Source organism: Streptomyces sp. TG1A-8 (assembly GCF_030499535.1).
Lineage (GTDB): Bacteria > Actinomycetota > Actinomycetes > Streptomycetales > Streptomycetaceae > Streptomyces.
The window spans coordinates 104,051-124,686 of the sequence record NZ_JASTLB010000001.1 but is presented as its reverse complement, the minus strand read 5'-3'; the positions used below and the strand labels follow the sequence as shown (position 1 = coordinate 124,686).

Below are 20,636 nucleotides of genomic sequence, written 5' to 3'. Positions count from 1 at the left end.
GCCCACCAAGGTAGAGGGACAGCAGTGAACGACGACAAGCTCCGCACCTACCTGAAGCGGGTCACGAGCGATCTGCACCGCACGCGTCAGCGGCTGGCCAAGCTCGAGGCCAGGGACACCGAGCCCATCGCCATCGTGGGCATGGCCTGCCGCTACCCGGGCGGCGTGAACAGCCCCGAGGACCTGTGGCGCATGGTCGCCTCGGGCACGGACGCCATCACACCGTTCCCGTCGGACCGCGGCTGGGACCTGGAGCGCCTGTACGACCCGGAAGGCGTCCGGGCGGACAGCAGCTACGCCCGTGAGGGCGGCTTCCTCGACTCGATCGCGGGCTTCGAGCCGCAGTTCTTCGGTATCTCGCCGCACGAGGCGCTCGCGATGGACCCGCAGCAACGGCTGCTGCTGGAGACCACCTGGGAGGCGTTCGAGCGGGCCGGCATCGACCCGCAGGCCCAGCGCGGCGCGCAGGTCGGCGTCTTCGCTGGTATCCAGTACCAGGACTACGGCTCCCGCCTGCGCCACGTGCCCGAGGAGGTCGAGGGCTTCCTGGCCGGAGGCAACTCCGACAGTGTCGCCTCCGGCCGCATCTCGTACGTCTTCGGCTTCGAGGGCCCCGCGGTCAGCGTGGACACCGCCTGTTCGTCTTCACTGGTCGCGCTGCACCTGGCGGCCCACGCCCTGCGCGCCGGGGAGTGCACGCTCGCCCTGGCCGGCGGTGCCATGGTGATGGCGACCCCCGTCGCGTTCACCGAAATGAGCAGGCAGCGGGGCCTGGCCAGGGACGGCCGATGCAAGTCGTTCGCCGCCGATGCCGACGGCACGGGCTGGGGCGAAGGCGTGGGCATGCTCCTGCTGGAACGGCTGTCGGACGCCCAGCGCAACGGGCACCCGGTGCTCGCGCTGGTGCGCGGCACCGCCGTCAACCAGGACGGTGCCAGCAGCCGGCTCACCGCCCCCAACGGACCCGCCCAGCAGCGGGTCATCCGCAAGGCGCTGGCCGACGCCCGGCTGAACCCCGCCGACGTCGACGTCGTCGAGGCGCACGGCACCGGTACGCCGCTCGGCGACCCGATCGAGGCGCAGGCGCTGCTCGCCACCTACGGGCGCGCGCACACCCCGGACCAGCCGCTGCTGCTGGGCTCGCTGAAGTCGAACATCGGCCACACCCAGGCCGCCGCGGGCGTCGGCGGAATCATCAAGATGGTGCAGGCCATGCAGCGGGGGCAGGTGCCTCCCACCCTGAACGCCGGCCGTCCCACGCCCCAGGTCGACTGGGAGTCCGGAACGGTCCGGCTGGCCACCGAACTGCTCCCCTGGCCCGCGGTGGACCGGGTCCGCCGTGCCGCTGTCTCCTCCTTCGGAGTCAGCGGCACCAACAGCCACGTCATCCTGGAACAGGCTCCGGCCCCCGAGGACCCGGAGGAGACCCGAGCCGACCTGGGCACCGACACCGCGTCCGCCACAGTGACCGCTCCGGCCGTCGTGCCCTGGGCGCTGTCCGCCCGCAGCGCAGGGGCGCTGCGCGACCAGGCGCGGCAGTTGCGCGCCCTCACCGGCCTCGATCCACTCGATGTCGGCCACTCCCTCGTCACCACCCGAGCCGCGCTGGAACACCGCGCCGTCGCAATCGGCGACCTTGTCGGCGCGCTCGCGGCCCTGGAGCGCGACGAGGAGCACCCCGGCCTGGTCCGGGGCACCGCCCGGCCCACCCGCGACCTGGTCTTCGTCTTCCCGGGCCAGGGCGCCCAGTGGGCGGGTATGGCGGTGGACCTCCTCGACGCCTCACCCGTGTTCGCCGACCGGATCGCCCAGTGCGCCGAGGCACTCGCCCCGCACGTGGACTGGTCCCTGGAGGACGTGCTGCGCTCCGGCGACTTCGACCGGGTCGACGTCGTCCAGCCGGTGCTGTTCGCCGTGATGGTCTCCCTCGCCGCCCTGTGGCAGTCCGCCGGGGTCCGGCCGGACGCCGTCGTCGGCCACTCGCAGGGCGAGATCGCCGCGGCCGTGGTGGCCGGTGCGCTGACGCTGGAGGACGGCGCGCGCGTCGTCGCCCTGCGCAGCAAGGCGCTGAGCGCCCTTGCGAACCGCGGCGGCATGGCCTCGGTCGCTCTCTCCGCGGAGGAGGCCCGGCGCCGGATCGGTCCCGGCCTGTCCATCGCCGCCGTCAACGGCCCCTCGTCCGTCGTGGTCGCCGGCGACCCAGCCGCGCTCGACGCGCTCGAGGGCTGGGACGACGTGCGCGTCCGCCGCGTCCCCGTCGACTACGCCTCGCACTCCGCCCAGGTGGAGGAGATCCGCGGGGAGCTGCTCAGCACCCTCGCGGGGCTGAGCCCGCGCAGCGCCGAGATCCCCTTCTACTCCACGGTGACCGGCGGCCTGCTGGACACCGCCGTGCTCGACGCCGAGTACTGGTACCGCAACCTGCGGCAGACAGTCGAGTTGGAGACCACCGTCCGGACGCTCGGGGCCGCGGGCCATGACGTCTTCGTCGAGGTCAGCCCGCACCCCGTGCTGGCCGCCGCGGTCGAGGAGACGGTCGGCGGGACCGTGGTCGGCACGCTTCACCGGGAGGCGGGCGGCCTGGACCGGTTCCTGCTCTCCCTGGCCGAGCTCCACGTCGCCGGTGTTCCCGTCGACCTCGGCGCCCTGTTCCCCGGAGGCCGCCGGATCGACCTGCCCACCTACCCGTTCCAGCGGGATCACTACTGGCTGGAGGACCACACCGGCCACCAGGGTGACGTGACCGCGGCCGGACTCGGCTCCGCCGAGCACCCGCTGCTCGGCGCGGTCGTCGCGCTGGCCGACGCCGAGGGCGCCCTGCTCACCGGACGCCTCTCCGTCCGCACCCACCCCTGGCTCGCCGATCACACGGTGCGGGACGCGATCCTGCTGCCCGGCACGGCGTTCCTGGAGCTGGCCGGCCGCGCCGGTGATCAGGTGGGCTGCGAGCGGATCGAGGAACTCCTGCTGGAGGCCCCGCTCGTGCTGCCCGAGAGCGGATCCGTCGTCATCCAGCTCGCCGTCGGAGCTTCGGACCGGGACGGCCGTCGCACGGTGACCCTGCACGCGGCCCCCGACGGCACCGACGAGTGGACGCGCCACGCCAGCGGCACCCTCTCCGCCGCGCCCGTCGCCCCCGCCGCCGACCTCACCGTCTGGCCGCCGCGGGGCGCCACCGCGCTCGACACCGCCGACATGTACGACCGCTACGCCGCAGCCGGCTTCGGCTACGGTCCGGCGTTCCAAGGGCTGCGAGCGGCCTGGCGCCGCGACGACGAACTCTTCGCCGAGGTGGCGCTCCCCGACGACCAGCACGGCCAGGCCCGGCACTTCGGCCTGCACCCCGCGCTGCTCGACGCGGCGCTGCACGTCACCGGACTCGCCGACGCCGCCGAGGCCCGGCTGCCGTTCTCCTGGACCGGCATGTCCCTGCACGCCCAGGGCGCCACCGCCCTGCGCGTCCGGATCGCCCCTGCCGGGCAGGACGCCGTCTCCGTCCACGTCGCCGACCCCGCCGGCCGGCCCGTGGCCTCGGTGGAGTCGTTGGCGCTGCGTCCGCCCGCCGACGACGCGGTCCGCGTCGCGGGGGCCGACGCGGTGTTCCGGCCGACCTGGAGCCCCGTGTCCGCCAAGCCCGGTGCCGCCGAGCCGGTCGAGACCGTGCGGATCCGGCCCGGTGGCGACGTCCGGGCCGCGCTGAACCACGCGCTCGCGCAGGTGCAGCGGTGGCTCGCGGACGACCAGCCGGGACAGCTGGCGTTCGTCACTACCGGAGCGGTGTCCTGCACGGATGCGGAGGATGTCACCGACCTGGCGGGCGCCGCCGTCTGGGGCCTCGTCAGGTCCGCCCAGTCGGAACACCCCGGCCGCTTCGTGCTGGTGGACACCGACGGCGAGGTACCGCTCGTCACCGGCGAGGATCAGCTCGCGGTGCGCGGGGCCCGTGTACTCGCCCCCCGTCTGGAGCGCGTCCGGTCCGACGGCCGGCCGCCCGCGCTCGACGGCACCGTGCTGATCACCGGTGGCACCGGCCTCCTCGGCTCCCACCTCGCCCGGCACCTCGTCACCCGGTACGGCGTACGCCACCTCGTCCTGCTCAGCCGCACCGGACACGCCCCGGAGCTGCAGGCGGAGCTCACCGGCCTCGGCGCCGAGGTCGACTTGGTGGCCTGCGACGCCGCCGACCGGGACGCCCTCGCCGCGGTGATCGACAGCCTGCGCCGGTCGTTGTGCGCCGTCATCCACGCGGCCGGCGCACTCGACGACGGAGTCGTCACCTCCCAGACCCCGGAACGGATCGACACCGTCCTGCGGCCCAAGGCGGACGCCGCGGTCAACCTGCATGAACTGACCCGCGACCTCGACCTGTCCGCGTTCGTCCTCTTCTCCTCCGCCGCGGGTGTCTTCGGCGGCCCGGGCCAGGCCAACTACGCCGCCGCCAATGCCTTCCTCGACGCGCTGGCCCGGCACCGGCGTGCCCTGGGCCTGCCCGCGCAGTCCCTCGCCTGGTCCCTGTGGGAGCAGGCCAGCGCGATGACCGCGCACCTCGACGAGGCCGATCTGCGCCGCATCGCGAGCTCCGGCATTCCGCCGCTCACCATCGAGCAGGGCCTGGAGCTGTTCGACCGCGCGCTGGCCGCGCCGGACCCGCTGCTCGTCCTGATGCGGCTGGACCTGCAGGTGGTGCGTGCCTCGTCCGACCCGGTACCGACGTTGCTGCGGGGTCTGGTCCGCGGTCCGGCCCGCAGGGCCGTCGCGGCGGAGCCCCGGGAGGACATGACCTCACTGGCCGGGCAGCTCGCCGCCCTGCCCGCGGGCGACCGCCTCGGCGCCGTGGTCGACGTCGTCCGCACTCGTGTGGCCACGGTCCTCGGCCACACCTCCGCCGACGTCATCGACGGCAGCAGGGCCTTCCGCGACCTTGGCTTCGACTCGCTCGCCTCGGTCCAGCTGCGGAACCGGCTCAACGCGGTCACCGGCCTCAAGCTCCCGGCGACGCTCGTCTTCGACTACCCGACCCCGCTCGCGCTCGCCGAACACCTGCTCGCCGAGCTGGGCGAGGGGCGGGATGCGGCTCCCACGACGGCGGTCCGGTCGGTCACCGTCGACGAACCGATCGCGATCGTCTCCATCGGCTGCCGCTTCCCCGGAGACGTCCGTTCTCCCGAGGACCTGTGGGACCTGGTTGCGGCCGGCGGGGACGCCATCGCCGCCTTCCCCGCCGACCGCGGCTGGGACCTGGACGGCCTCTACGACCCGGAGGGCACCCGCCGCGGTACCTCGTACGCCCGCGAAGGAGGTTTCCTCACCGCCGCGGGCGACTTCGATCCGGGTTTCTTCGGGATCTCGCCGCGTGAGGCGCTGGCGATGGACCCGCAGCAGCGGCTGCTGCTGGAGACATCCTGGGAGGCGTTCGAACGCGCGGGCATCCGGCCTCAGGACCTCAAGGGCAGCGCCACCGGTGTGTTCGCCGGAGTGATGTACCAGGACTACGCGGCGCGTCTCACCGAGGTGCCCGAGGAGGTCGAGGGCTTTCTCGGCACAGGCACCTCGCCGAGCGTCCTGTCCGGACGGATCGCGTACACCTTCGGTCTGGAGGGGCCCGCGGTCAGTGTGGACACCGCGTGTTCGTCGTCGCTGGTGGCGATGCACCTGGCGAGCCAGGCGCTGCGTTCGGGTGAGTGCTCGCTCGCCCTGGCCGGCGGCGTGACCGTGATGGCCACGCCCGCCCTGTTCACCGAGTTCAGCCGTCAGCGCGGCCTGGCGGCCGACGGACGCTGCAAGGCGTTCGCCGACGCCGCGGACGGCGCGGGTTTCGGCGAGGGTGTCGGTGTGGTGCTGCTGGAGCGGCTTTCGGACGCGCGGCGCAACGGGCACCCGGTGCTGGCCGTCGTGCGGGGCAGCGCGGTCAACCAGGACGGCGCGTCCAACGGCCTGTCCGCGCCGAACGGTCCCTCGCAGCAGCGGGTGATCCGGCAGGCGCTGGCCAACGCCGGGCTCAAGCCGTCCGAGGTGGACGCGGTGGAGGCGCACGGCACGGGAACGTCGCTGGGCGATCCGATCGAGGCGCAGGCATTGCTGGCCACCTACGGCCAGGACCGCGACCGGCCGCTGTGGCTGGGCTCGCTGAAGTCGAACATCGGTCACACGCAGGCGGCGGCGGGTGTGGCCGGTGTGATCAAGATGGTGTTGGCGATGCGGCACGGTGTCCTGCCCCGGACCCTGCACGTGGACGAGCCGTCGACGCATGTCGACTGGTCGGTGGGCAAGGTGGAGCTGCTGACGGAGGAACGGCCGTGGGCCGACGAGGACGGTCCGCGCCGCGCGGGCGTGTCGTCGTTCGGCGTCAGTGGTACGAACGCCCACCTGATCCTGGAGCAGGCCCCGGTGGAGGGGCCGGTGTCCGCTGCCGTGGACGCTGAGGGTTCGGTGTCGTCGTCTGTGGTGTCGTGCGTGGTGCCGTGGGTGGTGTCGGGTCGTTCGGTGGACGCGTTGCGTGCGCAGGCGGGTCGGTTGGTGTCGTTGGCGGGTGCGGATCGCGCCGCGGTGGGTGCGGCTCTGGCGGGCCGGTCGGTGTTCGAGCACCGTGCGGTGGTCGTCGGCGGGTCCGGGGTGGAGCTCGAGGCCGCTTTGGGAGCGGTCGTGGCGGGCGAGTCGTTGGCCGGCACGGTGACGGGTGTCGCTTCCGCTGTGGGCAAGACGGTGTTCGTCTTTCCCGGTCAGGGTTCGCAGTGGGCGGGGATGGCGGTGGAGCTGCTGGACTGCTCGCCGGTGTTCGCCGCGCGTTTTGAGGAGTGCGGCCGGGCGTTGGCGCCGTATGTGGACTGGTCGTTGCCGGAGGTTGTGGCCTCCGGTGAGTTCGGCCGGGTGGATGTGGTGCAGCCGGTGCTGTGGGCGGTGATGGTGTCGCTGGCGGCATTGTGGGAGTCGGTCGGGGTGCGGCCGGCTGCCGTGGTGGGCCATTCTCAGGGCGAGATTGCGGCCGCCGTGGTCTCGGGCGCGCTGTCGTTGGAGGACGGCGCGCGGGTTGTGGCACTGCGTTCGAGGGCGATCACCGCGCTGGCGGGCCGGGGTGGCATGGTCTCGGTTCCCCTTCCGGTGGAGCAGGTGGGCGGCCTGTTGCCCGAGGGTGTGTCGGTGGCGGCCGTGAACGGCCCCTCGTCCGTGGTTGTCGCCGGTGACCCGGCCGGTCTGGAGGAGATCCTGGGCCGGGTCGAGCGGGCCCGGCGCATCCCCGTGGACTACGCCTCGCACTCGGCGCAGGTGGAGGAGATCCGCGAGGAGGTCCTGCGGGTGCTGAAGCAGATCTCTCCTCGACCGGCCGTGGTGCCGTTCTACTCCACGGTGGACACCCAATGGCTCACCGGGGAGGAACTCGGTGCCGGGTACTGGTTCCGCAATCTGCGTCAGACGGTGCGGTTCGAAACCGCCGTACGGGATCTCGCGGCTGCCGGGCACGACGTCTTCGTCGAGGTCAGTGCCCATCCCGTCCTGACGATGGGGGTGGACGAGGCGCTGGGTGACGGGGCCGTCGTGTCGGGGACGTTGCGGCGTGACGAGGGCGGCATGCGCCGCTTCCTGACGTCGGTGGCGGAGTTGTTCGTCCGTGGTGTGGAGGTGGACTGGTCACCGTTCTTCGCCGGCACGCCGGCCTACCGGGATCTGCCGACCTACCCCTTCCAGCGCAAGCGGTACTGGCTGGAGGTCAAGGCCGCCGGGAGCGGCGACGTGAGCGCCGCGGGTCTGCGCAGCGCGGGGCATCCGCTGCTGGGTGCGGCGCTGGCGCTGGCCGACGCCGAGGGGCAGCTGTTCACGGGGCGGTTGTCGTTGCGGACACATCCGTGGCTGGCCGACCACGCGGTGAACGGGACGGTGCTGCTGCCCGGGACGGCGTTCCTGGAACTGGCGCAGCACGCCGCCGAGCAGCTCGGCTGCGGCACGGTCGAGGAACTCACCCTCGAAACACCCCTGATCCTCCCCGACCACGGCGGACTCGCGATCCAGGTCGTGGTCGGTGCGCCGGACGCCGACGGCAGCCGACGGCTGACGATCCACGGCAGGGCGGACGACGCGCCCGCCGACCGGGAATGGACCCGCTACGCGGGCGGCTCGCTCGCCCTGGCGACGGCCGCCACCGACTTCACCGCCCGTACCTGGCCCCCGGTCGGCTCCGAGTCGTTGGAGTTCGACGGGTACTACGACCGCATGGCGGGCAACGGCTTCGTCTACGGTCCGGCCTTTCGCGGACTGCGAGCTGCCTGGCGGCACGGCGACACTCTGTTCGCCGAGGTGGCGCTCCCTCACGAGCAGGGCGAGGACGCCCACGCGTACGGGCTGCACCCCGCGTTGCTGGACGCGGCGCTCCAGGCCGCGGGTCTGGGCGCGTTCTTCCCCGGCGACGAGGCAAGGCTGCCCTTCACCTGGCGAGGGGTCTCGCTGCTGGCGTCCGGTGCGCGTGTGCTGCGCGTCCGGATCCGCCCGGACGGGCCGGACTCGATCGCCATCGCGGCCGCCGACGAGTCCGGTGCTCCGGTCGTGACCGTCGACTCGCTGGTGGTCCGTCCGCTCAATCCCCTGCTCTTCCACGGCCCCCGTGACCTGCCGTACCACTTCCAGTGGCCGGTCATGCCGCTGGAGGCCGACGGTACGCATCCGGAGCCCGAGATCTTCGTGGTCGACGCCGGCACGGCGCACGAGGCGACCACCCAGGTGCTCGCCCGGCTGCAGCGTGCCCTTTCCGAGGAGGGAACGCTGGTCATCCGCACCAGGATGGCCGTGGCCACCGAGCCGGGCGCGGATGTGGACCCCGCGCACGCCGCGGTGTGGGGTCTGGTCCGCTCCGCCCAGGCGGAGCACCCCGACCGGTTCGTGCTGATCGACTCCGACGAGGCGTCCGACCACCTCGTGGCCGCCGCCGCAGCGACGGGCGAACCGCAGCTCGCGATCCGCGAGGGCGTCGCACACCAGTCGCGACTGGCCCGCTACTCCGCCGGGGACATCCTGCTGCCGCCCGCCGAGACGTCCGCATGGCTGCTGGGGACCACGGAACGAGGCACGCTGGAGAACCTGGCGCTGCTGCCGGCGCCCGAGCTGACCGCCCCGCTCGCCGACGGCGAGGTGCGCATCGAGGTCCGTGCCGCCGGCATGAACTTCCGTGACGCGCTCAACGCCCTGGGACTGCTCCCCGGCGAGCCCGGGCCGCTGGGCATCGAGGGGGCGGGCGTCGTCACCGGGACCGGACCGGGCGTCACCGATCTTGCGGTCGGCGACCGGGTGTGCGGTGTGTTCGCCGGCTGCTACGGGCCGATCGCGGTCACCGACCGGCGGCTGCTGGGCAGGATGCCCGCCGACTGGACCTTCGAGCAGGCCGCGGCCGTGCCTGTGGTCTTCCTCACCGCCTACCGGGGACTGGTCGACCTGGCCGGTCTGAGGGCGGGTGAGTCCGTCCTGGTGCACGCCGCAGCGGGCGGCGTCGGCATGGCCGCCGTGCAACTCGCCCGGCACCTTGGCGCCGAGGTCTACGGCACGGCCAGCACCGGCAAGTGGGAGGCGACGGGACTCGCCGCCGACCATCTGGCCTCCTCCAGGACGGCAGAGTTCGAAAGCACCTTCCTGACCGCGACCGACGGCCGGGGCGTGGACGTAGTCCTCAACTCCCTCACCGGCGAGTTGACCGACGCCTCGTTGCGCCTGATGCCCCGCGGCGGACGCTTCATCGAGATGGGCAAAACCGACCTCCGCGACCCCGAGCAGGTGGCGTCCGCGTACGAGGGCGTGCGCTACCGGGCGTTCGAGTTGATGGACGCCGGCCCCGACAGGATCCACGAGATGCTGACCGAGGTGCTTGCGCTGTTCGAGCAGGGCGTGCTGACGCCGTTGCCGACCCGCAGCTGGGACCTGCGCCGCGCTCGCGAGGGGCTGCGCTTCCTCAGCCAGGCAAAGCACGTCGGTAAGCTCGTCCTCATCCCGCCGCGACGGCTCGACCCGGACCGCGCCGTCCTCGTCACGGGCGGCAGCGGCGTGCTGGCCGGGCTCGTCGCCCGACACCTCGTGGCCGAGCACGGGATCCGTCATCTGGTCATGCTCAGCCGCAGTGGCAACGCGCCGGACATCCCTGGCGCCGACGTCCGCTCGTTCGCCTGCGATGTCTCCGACCGTGACGCGCTGGCCGAAGTACTCGGTACTCTGGAACGGCCGCTGACGGCGGTCGTGCACACCGCGGGCGTCCTCGACGACGGTGTCCTGGCCGACCTCACCCCCGAACGCCTTGCCCGGGTGTTCGGCGCAAAGGCCGACGCCGCTTCGTACCTGCACGAACTGACCAGGGACCAGGACCTGGCGGCCTTCGTGCTGTTCTCCTCTGCGGCGGGCGTCTTCGGCGCCCCCGGCCAGGGCAACTACGCGGCGGCCAACGCCTTCCTGGACGGGCTCGCGCAGCACCGCCGGGCGGTCGGGCTGCCTGCCCAGTCGCTGGCCTGGGGGATGTGGACCGAGCGCAGCGGCCTGACCGCGCGACTGGACGACGACGACATCGCCCGGATGGCCCGGTCCGGCATGACCCCCCTCTCCTCCGAGCAGGGCCTCGCCCTGCTCGACGCCGCCCTGGCGACGGACCTCGCGGCGCCCGTCATGGTCCGCGTCGACCACGACGCGCTGCGCCGTCAGGAGACCCTGGCTCCGGTGCTGCGCGGCCTGGTCCGCGCGCCGGTCCGGCGGGCGTCCGCCGGACCGGCCGACGGGTCGTCCTTCGGCGACCGGCTGGCGGCCATGCCGGAGCCGGAGCGGCAGCAACACGTCCTGGGCCTGGTACTCGGTGCCGCGGCCGTCGTCCTCGGTCACGCGTCCGCGGACCTGGTCGAACCCGGCAAGGCCTTCCGCGAGCTGGGCTTCGACTCGCTCACCGCGGTGGAACTGCGCAACCGGCTGACGAAGGCCACCGGCCTGAAGCTGCCGGCAACCCTGGTCTTCGACTACCCGACGCCCGCGGTCCTGACGGCGCACCTCCTCACCTCGTCGGTGGGCACCCACACCGTGAAGGCCGCCCCGACGGTCGTGGCCTCCGACGAACCGATCGCCATCGTGGCCATGGGCTGCCGGTTCCCCGGGGGAGTCAGCACCCCCGACCAGCTGTGGGAGTTGCTGGCCGCGGGCGGTGACGCGATCACCGGTCTGCCCACCGACCGCGGCTGGAACGTCAGCCGCCTCTACGACGCCGACGCCGACCGTGTCGGCACCTCGTACGTGCGGGAGGGCGGCTTCCTGGAGGCCGTGGGCGAGTTCGACGCCGGTTTCTTCGGCATCTCGCCGCGTGAGGCGCTGGCGATGGACCCGCAGCAGCGGCTGCTGCTGGAGACCACCTGGGAAACCTTCGAACGGGCCGGCATCGACTCCGTCTCACTCAAAGGCACGCCCGGCGGTGTCTTCATCGGCACCAACAGCCAGGACTACATCTCCCTACTCGCCGGGGCACCGGAGGCCGGTGAGGGCTACATCGCCACCGGCAACTCGGCGAGCGTCGTCTCAGGTCGGATCTCCTACACGTTCGGTCTGGAGGGTCCCGCGGTCACCGTCGACACCGCGTGCTCCTCGTCGCTCGTCGCGCTGCACCTGGCCTCCCAGGCGCTGCGCTCGGGCGAATGCACCCTCGCGCTCGCGGGTGGCGTCATGGTGATGGCCACCCCCGGCGGGTTCGTGGAGTTCAGCCGCCAGCGCGGCCTGGCCGTGGACGGCCGGTGCAAGTCCTTCGCGGCGGGCGCCGACGGGTTCGGCATGTCGGAGGGCGTCGGCGTACTGCTGCTGGAGCGACTTTCGGACGCGCGGCGCAACGGGCACCCGGTGCTGGCGGTGATCCGGGGCAGCGCGGTCAACCAGGACGGCGCGTCCAACGGGCTGACCGCCCCCAACGGCCCGTCGCAGCAGCGGGTGATCCGGCAGGCGCTGGCCAACGCCGGGCTCAAGCCGTCCGAGGTGGACGCGGTGGAGGCGCACGGCACGGGAACGTCGCTGGGCGATCCGATCGAGGCGCAGGCATTGCTGGCCACCTACGGCCAGGACCGCGACCGGCCGCTGTGGCTGGGCTCGGTGAAGTCGAACATCGGCCACACCCAGGCCGCCGCCGGTGTAGCGGGCGTCATGAAGATGGTGCTGGCCATGCAGCACGACGTGCTGCCCAGGACGCTGCACGCGGAGGAGCCGTCGCCGCACATCGACTGGTCCGCCGGACGAGTCGAGCTGCTCACCGAGGCCCGCGAGTGGCGCGACGGGGACAACCCGCGTCGAGCCGGTGTGTCCTCGTTCGGTATCAGCGGTACCAACGCACACGTGATCATCGAGTCGGTGCCTCCGGCCGCCGAGACCGCCGCGCCACCCGTCACGGTCGTGCCGTGGCTGCTGTCGGGCAAAACACCGCAAGCCGTGCGGGCCCAGGCGGAGCGGCTGCTGTCGGTCGTCGACGACAACCCCGTCGACGTCGGTCACACCCTTGCGAGCCGTACCGCGTTCGAATACCGATCGTTCGTCGTCGGCCGGGACGCCCAGGACCGGGCGGCCGGGCTGGCGGACCTGGACCAGCCGGTCGCCGCTGGTGTGGGCCGGACGGTGTTCGTCTTTCCCGGTCAGGGTTCGCAGTGGGCGGGGATGGCGGTGGAGCTGCTGGACTGCTCGCCGGTGTTCGCCGCGCGTTTTGAGGAGTGCGGCCGGGCGTTGGCGCCGTATGTGGACTGGTCGTTGCCGGAGGTTGTGGCCTCCGGTGAGTTCGGCCGGGTGGATGTGGTGCAGCCGGTGCTGTGGGCGGTGATGGTGTCGCTGGCGGCATTGTGGGAGTCGGTCGGGGTGCGGCCGGCTGCCGTGGTGGGCCATTCCCAGGGCGAGATCGCGGCCGCCGTGGTCTCGGGCGCGCTGTCGTTGGAGGACGGCGCGCGGGTTGTGGCACTGCGTTCGAGGGCGATCACCGCGCTGGCGGGCCGGGGTGGCATGGTCTCGGTTCCCCTTCCGGTGGAGCAGGTGGGCGGCCTGTTGCCCGAGGGTGTGTCGGTGGCGGCCGTGAACGGCCCCTCGTCCGTGGTCGTCGCCGGTGACCCGGCCGGTCTGGAGGAGATCCTGGGCCGGGTCGAGCGGGCCCGGCGCATCCCCGTGGACTACGCCTCGCACTCGGCGCAGGTGGAGGAGATCCGTGAGGAGGTCCTGCGGGTGCTGAAGCAGATCTCTCCTCGACCGGCCGTGGTGCCGTTCTACTCCACGGTGGACACCCAATGGCTCACCGGGGAGGAACTCGGTGCCGGGTACTGGTTCCGCAATCTGCGTCAGACGGTGCGGTTCGAAACCGCCGTACGGGATCTCGCGGCTGCCGGGCACGACGTCTTCGTCGAGGTCAGTGCCCATCCCGTCCTGACGATGGGCATCGAGGAGACCGCCGGGCACGGCGACGGTGGCACCCCGGTACTGGCGGTCGGCACTCTGCGCCGCGACGACGGCGGCATGCGCCGCTTCCTGACATCACTCGGTACGGCGTGGGCGCACGGAGCGGAGGTGGACGCGGCCGCGCTGTACCCAGGCGGCCGGCAGGTGGCCCTGCCTACCTATCCGTTCCAGCGCGAACGGTACTGGCTGGCGCCGCCTTCGCCAGAGGTCTCCACGGACTCCTGGCGCTACCGCGTCACCTGGCGCCCGGCCACCCCCGCTGCCCGCCCGCTGCCGGGCAGATGGCTGTTGATCGTCCCGGAGGGATGCCGTGAGGAAGCCTGGGTGACGGGCGTACTGCGCGCGCTCACCGAGCGCGGCGCACAGGTCGCCGAGCACGTCGTCCCCGTCGGGGCCGGCCGGAAGGAGCTGGCCACAGCGCTGGGCGACCGGCCGCAGCCGGACGGTGTGCTGTCGCTGCTGGCGCTGGCCGAACGGCCGGACCCGGCTCACCCGGGCCTGACCACAGGCCTGGCCCTCACCACCGTGCTCACTCAGGCGCTCAACGACGTCCGCTGGACCGCGCCGCTGTGGTGCCTCACCCACGGCGCCACTTCCGCGGCCGGTGACGCCGAACTGCGGCACCCCGCACAGGCGGCGGTGTGGGGCCTCGGCCGGGTCATCGGCCTGGAGCACCCGGAGTTCTGGGGCGGCCTGGCCGACCTGCCCCCCGACTACGACGACCGGTCCGCCGCCGCGCTCTGCGAGGTGCTCGCCGGTGGCGGCGACGAGGACCAGTGGGCCATCCGCGCGCACACCACCCTGGTGCGCCGCCTCGTCCGCGCGCTGCCGGACGGCAGGCCCGCCCGGCGTGCCTGGCGGCCGCAGGGCACGGTTCTGGTCACAGGGGCCACCGGCGCCGTCGGCCCGTACATCGCCCGCTGGCTGGCCGCCGCCGGCGCCGAGCACCTGGTGCTGGCTAGCCGCCGTGGCGCGGACGTGCCCGGCGCCGCGGAACTCACCGCGGAACTCGCCGAGGCGGGGACCCGGCTCGACTACACGGGCTGCGACGTCACCGATCGCGCGGCGGTGGCCGACCTGGTGGCGCGGCTCGCCGAGGAGGGCACTCCGGTCCGCGTGGTCGTGCACGCCGCGGCCCTCATCCAGATCGCGTCACTGGCCGACACCTCGCTGACCGAGTTCGAGGACGTCGTGCACGCCAAGGCAGCCGGCGCGGTTCACCTGGCCGAGCTGCTGCCCGATCTCGACGCGTTCATCCTCTTCTCCTCCATCGCCGGTGTCTGGGGCAGCGGCGACCACGGCGCCTACGCCGCGGCCAACGCCTTCCTCGACGCCTACGCCGAGCACCTGCGCGGCCGCGGCGTGCCGGCCACATCCATCGCCTGGGGCATCTGGAACACCCCGAACCTGGCGGATGCCTCCACCATGCCCGGCGGCCTCGACATGGACCGGGTCCGGCGCCAGGGCCTGCCGTTCATCGACCCGCAGCTGGCGGTTTCCGCCCTTCAGCGGGCCTTGGACGACGACGTGACGGTCCTCGCGGTCGCTGAGGTCGACTGGTCGCGCTTCGCGCCGGTCTTCACCTCCACTCGTCCCCGTCCGCTGCTGGATGAGATACCGGAGGTGGCTGCCCTCGCCCGGGAGGAGAGCCCGGCCGCAACGCCGGTGGCCGCGGCCCTCTCCGAGGCCGAGCTCGTCGGACTCGTGCGCGATCAGGTCGCCTCGGTGCTCGGCCACTCCGGGGGTGACGCGGTGGATCCCAAGCGGGCCTTCAGGGACATCGGCTTCGACTCGCTCACCGCCGTGGAACTGCGCAACCGGCTGAACGCCGCGACCGGCCTGCGGCTGCCCACCACGGTCGTCTTCGACCACCCCAACGTTCACGCCATCGCCCGCCACCTGAGGGAGGAGCTGACCGATGATGCCTCCGCGCCGGCGGCGCCGGTGGCGGTGGCGGTCGCGGCCGACGACGAGCCGATCGCGCTGGTGGCGATGAGCTGCCGGTTCCCCGGTGGTGTCAGCACCCCGGAGGAGCTGTGGACACTGCTGCGCGCGGGCGGCGACGCCATCTCCGACTTCCCGGCCGACCGCGGGTGGGACCTGGACGGCCTCTACGACCCGGATCCTGACAAGGCCGGCACCTCCTACACCCGGCACGGCGGCTTCCTGGACGGGGCGGGCGACTTCGACCCGGTGTTCTTCGGCATCAGCCCGCGTGAGGCGATCACCATGGACCCGCAGCAGCGGCTGCTGCTGGAGACCGCCTGGGAGGCGTTCGAACGGGGGGGCATCGATCCGGAGAGCCAGCGGGGCGAACGGACCGGCGTTTTCATCGGCACCGGCTACCAGGGCTACGGCGCCAACGCCGAGATTCCGGAGGGGCTTCAGGGCCAGATGGTCACCGGCGGTTCCGCCAGTGTGACGTCCGGACGGATCGCGTACACCTTCGGTCTGGAGGGGCCCGCGGTCAGTGTGGACACCGCGTGTTCGTCGTCGCTGGTGGCGATGCACCTGGCGAGCCAGGCGCTGCGTTCGGGTGAGTGCTCGCTCGCCCTGGCCGGCGGCGTGACCGTGATGGCCAACCCGGAGGGATTCGTCGGCTTCAGCCGTCAGCGCGGCCTGGCGGCCGACGGACGCTGCAAGGCGTTCGCCGACGCCGCCGACGGCATGGGCATGTCCGAGGGGGTCGGCATGGTGCTGCTGGAGCGGCTTTCGGACGCGCGGCGCAACGGCCACGAGGTCCTCGCCGTGATCCGGGGCAGCGCCACCAACCAGGACGGCGCGTCCAACGGCCTGTCCGCGCCCAACGGCCTGGCACAGCAGCGGGTGATCCGGCAGGCACTGGCCAACGCCGGGCTCAAGCCGTCCGACGTGCACGCCGTCGAGGCGCACGGCACCGGCACCACGCTGGGTGACCCGATCGAGGCGCAGGCATTGCTGGCCACCTACGGCCAGGACCGCGAGGAACCGCTCTGGCTCGGCTCCATCAAGTCGAACATCGGTCACACGCAGCTCGCTTCAGGTGTGGCCGGTGTGATCAAGATGGTGTTGGCGATGCGGCACGGTGTCCTGCCCCGGACCCTGCACGTGGACGAGCCGTCGACGCATGTCGACTGGTCGGTGGGCAAGGTGGAGCTGCTGACGGAGGAACGGCCGTGGGCCGACGAGGACGGTCCGCGCCGCGCGGGCGTGTCGTCGTTCGGCGTCAGTGGTACGAACGCTCACCTGATCCTGGAGCAGGCCCCGGTGGAGGGGCCGGTGTCCGCTGCCGTGGACGCTGAGGGTCCGGTGTCGTCGTCTGTGGTGTCGTGCGTGGTGCCGTGGGTGGTGTCGGGTCGTTCGGTGGACGCGTTGCGTGCGCAGGCGGGTCGGTTGGTGTCGTTGGCGGGTGCGGATCGCGCCGCGGTGGGTGCGGCTCTGGCGGGCCGGTCGGTGTTCGAGCACCGTGCGGTGGTCGTCGGCGGGTCCGGGGTGGAGCTCGAGGCCGCTTTGGGAGCGGTCGTGGCGGGCGAGTCGTTGGCCGGCACGGTGACGGGTGTCGCTTCCGCTGTGGGCAAGACGGTGTTCGTCTTTCCCGGTCAGGGTTCGCAGTGGGCGGGGATGGCGGTGGAGCTGCTGGACTGCTCGCCGGTGTTCGCCGCGCGTTTTGAGGAGTGCGGCCGGGCGTTGGCGCCGTATGTGGACTGGTCGTTGCCGGAGGTTGTGGCCTCCGGTGAGTTCGGCCGGGTGGATGTGGTGCAGCCGGTGCTGTGGGCGGTGATGGTGTCGCTGGCGGCATTGTGGGAGTCGGTCGGGGTGCGGCCGGCTGCCGTGGTGGGCCATTCTCAGGGCGAGATTGCGGCCGCCGTGGTCTCGGGCGCGCTGTCGTTGGAGGACGGCGCGCGGGTTGTGGCACTGCGTTCGAGGGCGATCACCGCGCTGGCGGGCCGGGGTGGCATGGTCTCGGTTCCCCTTCCGGTGGAGCAGGTGGGCGGCCTGTTGCCCGAGGGTGTGTCGGTGGCGGCCGTGAACGGCCCCTCGTCCGTGGTTGTCGCCGGTGACCCGGCCGGTCTGGAGGAGATCCTGGGCCGGGTCGAGCGGGCCCGGCGCATCCCCGTGGACTACGCCTCGCACTCGGCGCAGGTGGAGGAGATCCGTGAGGAGGTCCTGCGGGTGCTGAAGCAGATCTCTCCTCGACCGGCCGTGGTGCCGTTCTACTCCACGGTGGACACCCAATGGCTCACCGGGGAGGAACTCGGTGCCGGGTACTGGTTCCGCAATCTGCGTCAGACGGTGCGGTTCGAAACCGCCGTACGGGATCTCGCGGCTGCCGGGCACGACGTCTTCGTCGAGGTCAGTGCCCATCCCGTCCTGACGATGGGGGTGGACGAGGCGCTGGGTGACGGGGCCGTCGTGTCGGGGACGTTGCGGCGTGACGAGGGCGGCATGCGCCGCTTCCTGACGTCGGTGGCGGAGTTGTTCGTCCGTGGTGTGGAGGTGGACTGGTCACCGTTCTTCGCCGGCACGCCGGCCTACCGGGATCTGCCGACCTACCCCTTCCAGCGCAAGCGGTACTGGCTGGAGGTCAAGGCCGTCGGGAGCGGCGACGTGAGCGCCGCGGGTCTGCGCAGCGCGGGGCATCCGCTGCTGGGTGCGGCGCTGGCGCTGGCCGACGCCGAGGGGCAGCTGTTCACGGGGCGGTTGTCGTTGCGGACACATCCGTGGCTGGCCGACCACGCGGTGAACGGGACGGTGCTGCTGCCCGGGACGGCGTTCCTGGAACTGGCGCAGCACGCCGCCGAGCAGCTCGGCTGCGGCACGGTCGAGGAACTCACCCTCGAAACACCCCTGATCCTCCCCGACCACGGCGGACTGATCCTGCAGCTGTCCGTGGGCGCGGCCGACGGGTCCGGACGGCGCTCCCTCGGCCTGTACGCCCGGGAGGAGGACACGGCCGCCGAACAGGAATGGACCCGGCACGCCACCGGCGCGCTGGCGACCGGCACCGCGGCGGCGGACGGGCTGACCGGCCAGTGGCCCCCGGCCGGGGCCGAATCGCTGGACACGACTGATCTGTACGCCCGCTTCGCTGAACAGGGGTACCAGTACGGGCCTGGCTTCCAGGGGCTCAGGGCGGCCTGGCGGCGCGGCGACGAAGTGTACGCCGAGGTCACGCTGCCCGAGACACAGCGCGCCTCGGCCCGGGAGTTCGGCCTGCACCCGGCCCTTCTGGACGCGGCGCTGCACGCCCTGTGGCTGGCGGCCGTCGAGGCCGGACCGTCCGCGGGCGAGGCCCCAGGCATCAGGCTGCCGTTCAGCTGGGGCAAGGCGAGCTTGTTCGCGTCGGGCGCGACGAGCCTGCGGGTGCGGCTGACGACGACCGGCTCCCACGAAGTCGCGATCACCGTGGCCGATGCCACCGGATTCCCCGTCGCGGCCATCGAATCGCTGGTGATGCGCCCGGTCGCGGCCGGTCAGATGGAGGCCGCCCGGGTGAGGTCGCTGTTCCGGGTCGACTGGCACCCGGTGACCGCCACGGGCGCCGCCGTGCCGGCGTATGAGGTGGTCGACTTCACCGCACCCGACGACGACGCACACGCCGTCGTGCATCGTGCACTCGCCCGGGTCCAGGAGTGGCTGGCCGGGGACCAGGACGACCGGCGTCTGGTGTTCGTCACTCGCAACGCGGCCGGTCCCGACCCGCGGGACGCGGTGCACGCTTCGGTGTGGGGCCTGGTCAGGGCTGCGCAGAGCGAGCACCCCGACCAGTTCGTACTGGTCGACCTGGACGTGACCGACGACGCGGACACGCTGGTGTCCGCCGCCGTGGCCTGTGGCGAACCGCAGGTGGCGGTCCGGGGCGGTGCCGTACTCGCCGCCCGCCTCGTGCGGGCCGCGCCGACCGGGAGGGAGCCGAAGTGGGACCCGAACGGCACGGTGCTCGTCACCGGCGCCGGCGGTGTCCTCGGCGGACTGACCGCGCGGCACCTGGTGACCCGGCACGGCGTCCGCGACCTGGTGCTGATCGGACGGTCCGGGCCCGACCCGGAGCTGGTCAAGGAGCTGACGACGGCGGGGGCCCGTGTGGTGGCCGCGCGCTGCGACGCGGCCGACCGGACGGCGATGTCCGAGGTCATCGCCGCCATCCCGGCCGACCGGCCGCTGACCGGGGTCGTGCACGCGGCCGGCGTGCTCGACGACGCCCCGGTCACGTCGCTGACGCCCGAGCAGGTCGACCGCGTGCTGCGGCCGAAGGCCGACGCGGCGCAGCTGCTCGACGAGTTGACCCGCGACCTGCGGCTGTCCGCGTTCGTGCTGTTCTCCTCGGCGTCGGCGACCTTCGGCGCGGCCGGTCAGGCGAACTACGCCGCCGCGAACGCCTTCCTCGACACGTTGGCCGTACGCCGACGCGCCGCAGGCCTGCCGGCCCAGTCGCTGGGCTGGGGGTTCTGGGAGCAGCGCAGCGCCATGACCGGCAGGCTCGGCGAACGCGAGGTGGCCAGGCTCACCGGCGGCGGCGTGCGGCCCATCAACTCGTCCGACGGACTCGCGCTGTTCGACGCCGCGTCCGCCATGGACGAGGCGGTGCTGGTGCCCATCCACCTGGACCTGTCGTCCCAGGGCGACAAGATCCCGCCGCTGCTGCGGCACCTGGTGCGGCCCGCTGTCCGGCGGACCCCGGCCGTGGCCGAGGGCTCGGGCGGGACAACGTCGTTCCGGGAGCGGTTGGCCGGGATGCCGGAAGAGGAACAGCGGGCGGCCCTGTCGCACCTGGTGCGGTCGACCGTGGCCGCGGTCGTCGCCTATGACGGGCCCGCGGCGGTGGACCCGGACCTGACGTTCACGGGTCTCGGCTTCGACTCGCTGATGGCCGTCGAACTGCGCAATCGGCTCTCCACCGCCGTCGGCACCCGGCTGACGCCGACCCTGGCCTTCGACTACCCGACCGCCTCGAGCCTGGCCGGCTACCTCTACGACAAGCTGGGGCTCGCCCCGGCAGCGGCCGACGAGCCGGGCGGCGGCCCCGAGGACTCCGAGATCCGCGAAGCCCTCGCGTCCGTCACCGTGGACCAGCTGCGTGCGTCCGGGGTGCTCGACGTGATCCTGCGACTCGCGGAAGAGGGGCGGCAGCAGACGGCGGCAGACCGGATCAGTCACATCCAGAGCATGGACGTCGACGATCTCGTCCGTTGGGCCAGTGCCCTTGGCAATGACAATTCCTGATCCGGATCGAAGTG

General features: G+C 72.8%; 1 protein-coding gene. It reads left to right on the top strand.

The features are described from left to right. The first annotated feature begins 24 nt into the window (after positions 1 to 24). Positions 25 to 20,622 carry a type I polyketide synthase gene (locus tag QQY24_RS00535; protein ID WP_301970684.1) on the top strand — a complete coding sequence of 6,866 codons (20,598 nt, stop codon included), beginning with the start codon at positions 25 to 27 and terminating at the stop codon, positions 20,620 to 20,622. The last annotated feature ends 14 nt before the right edge of the window (positions 20,623 to 20,636 follow it).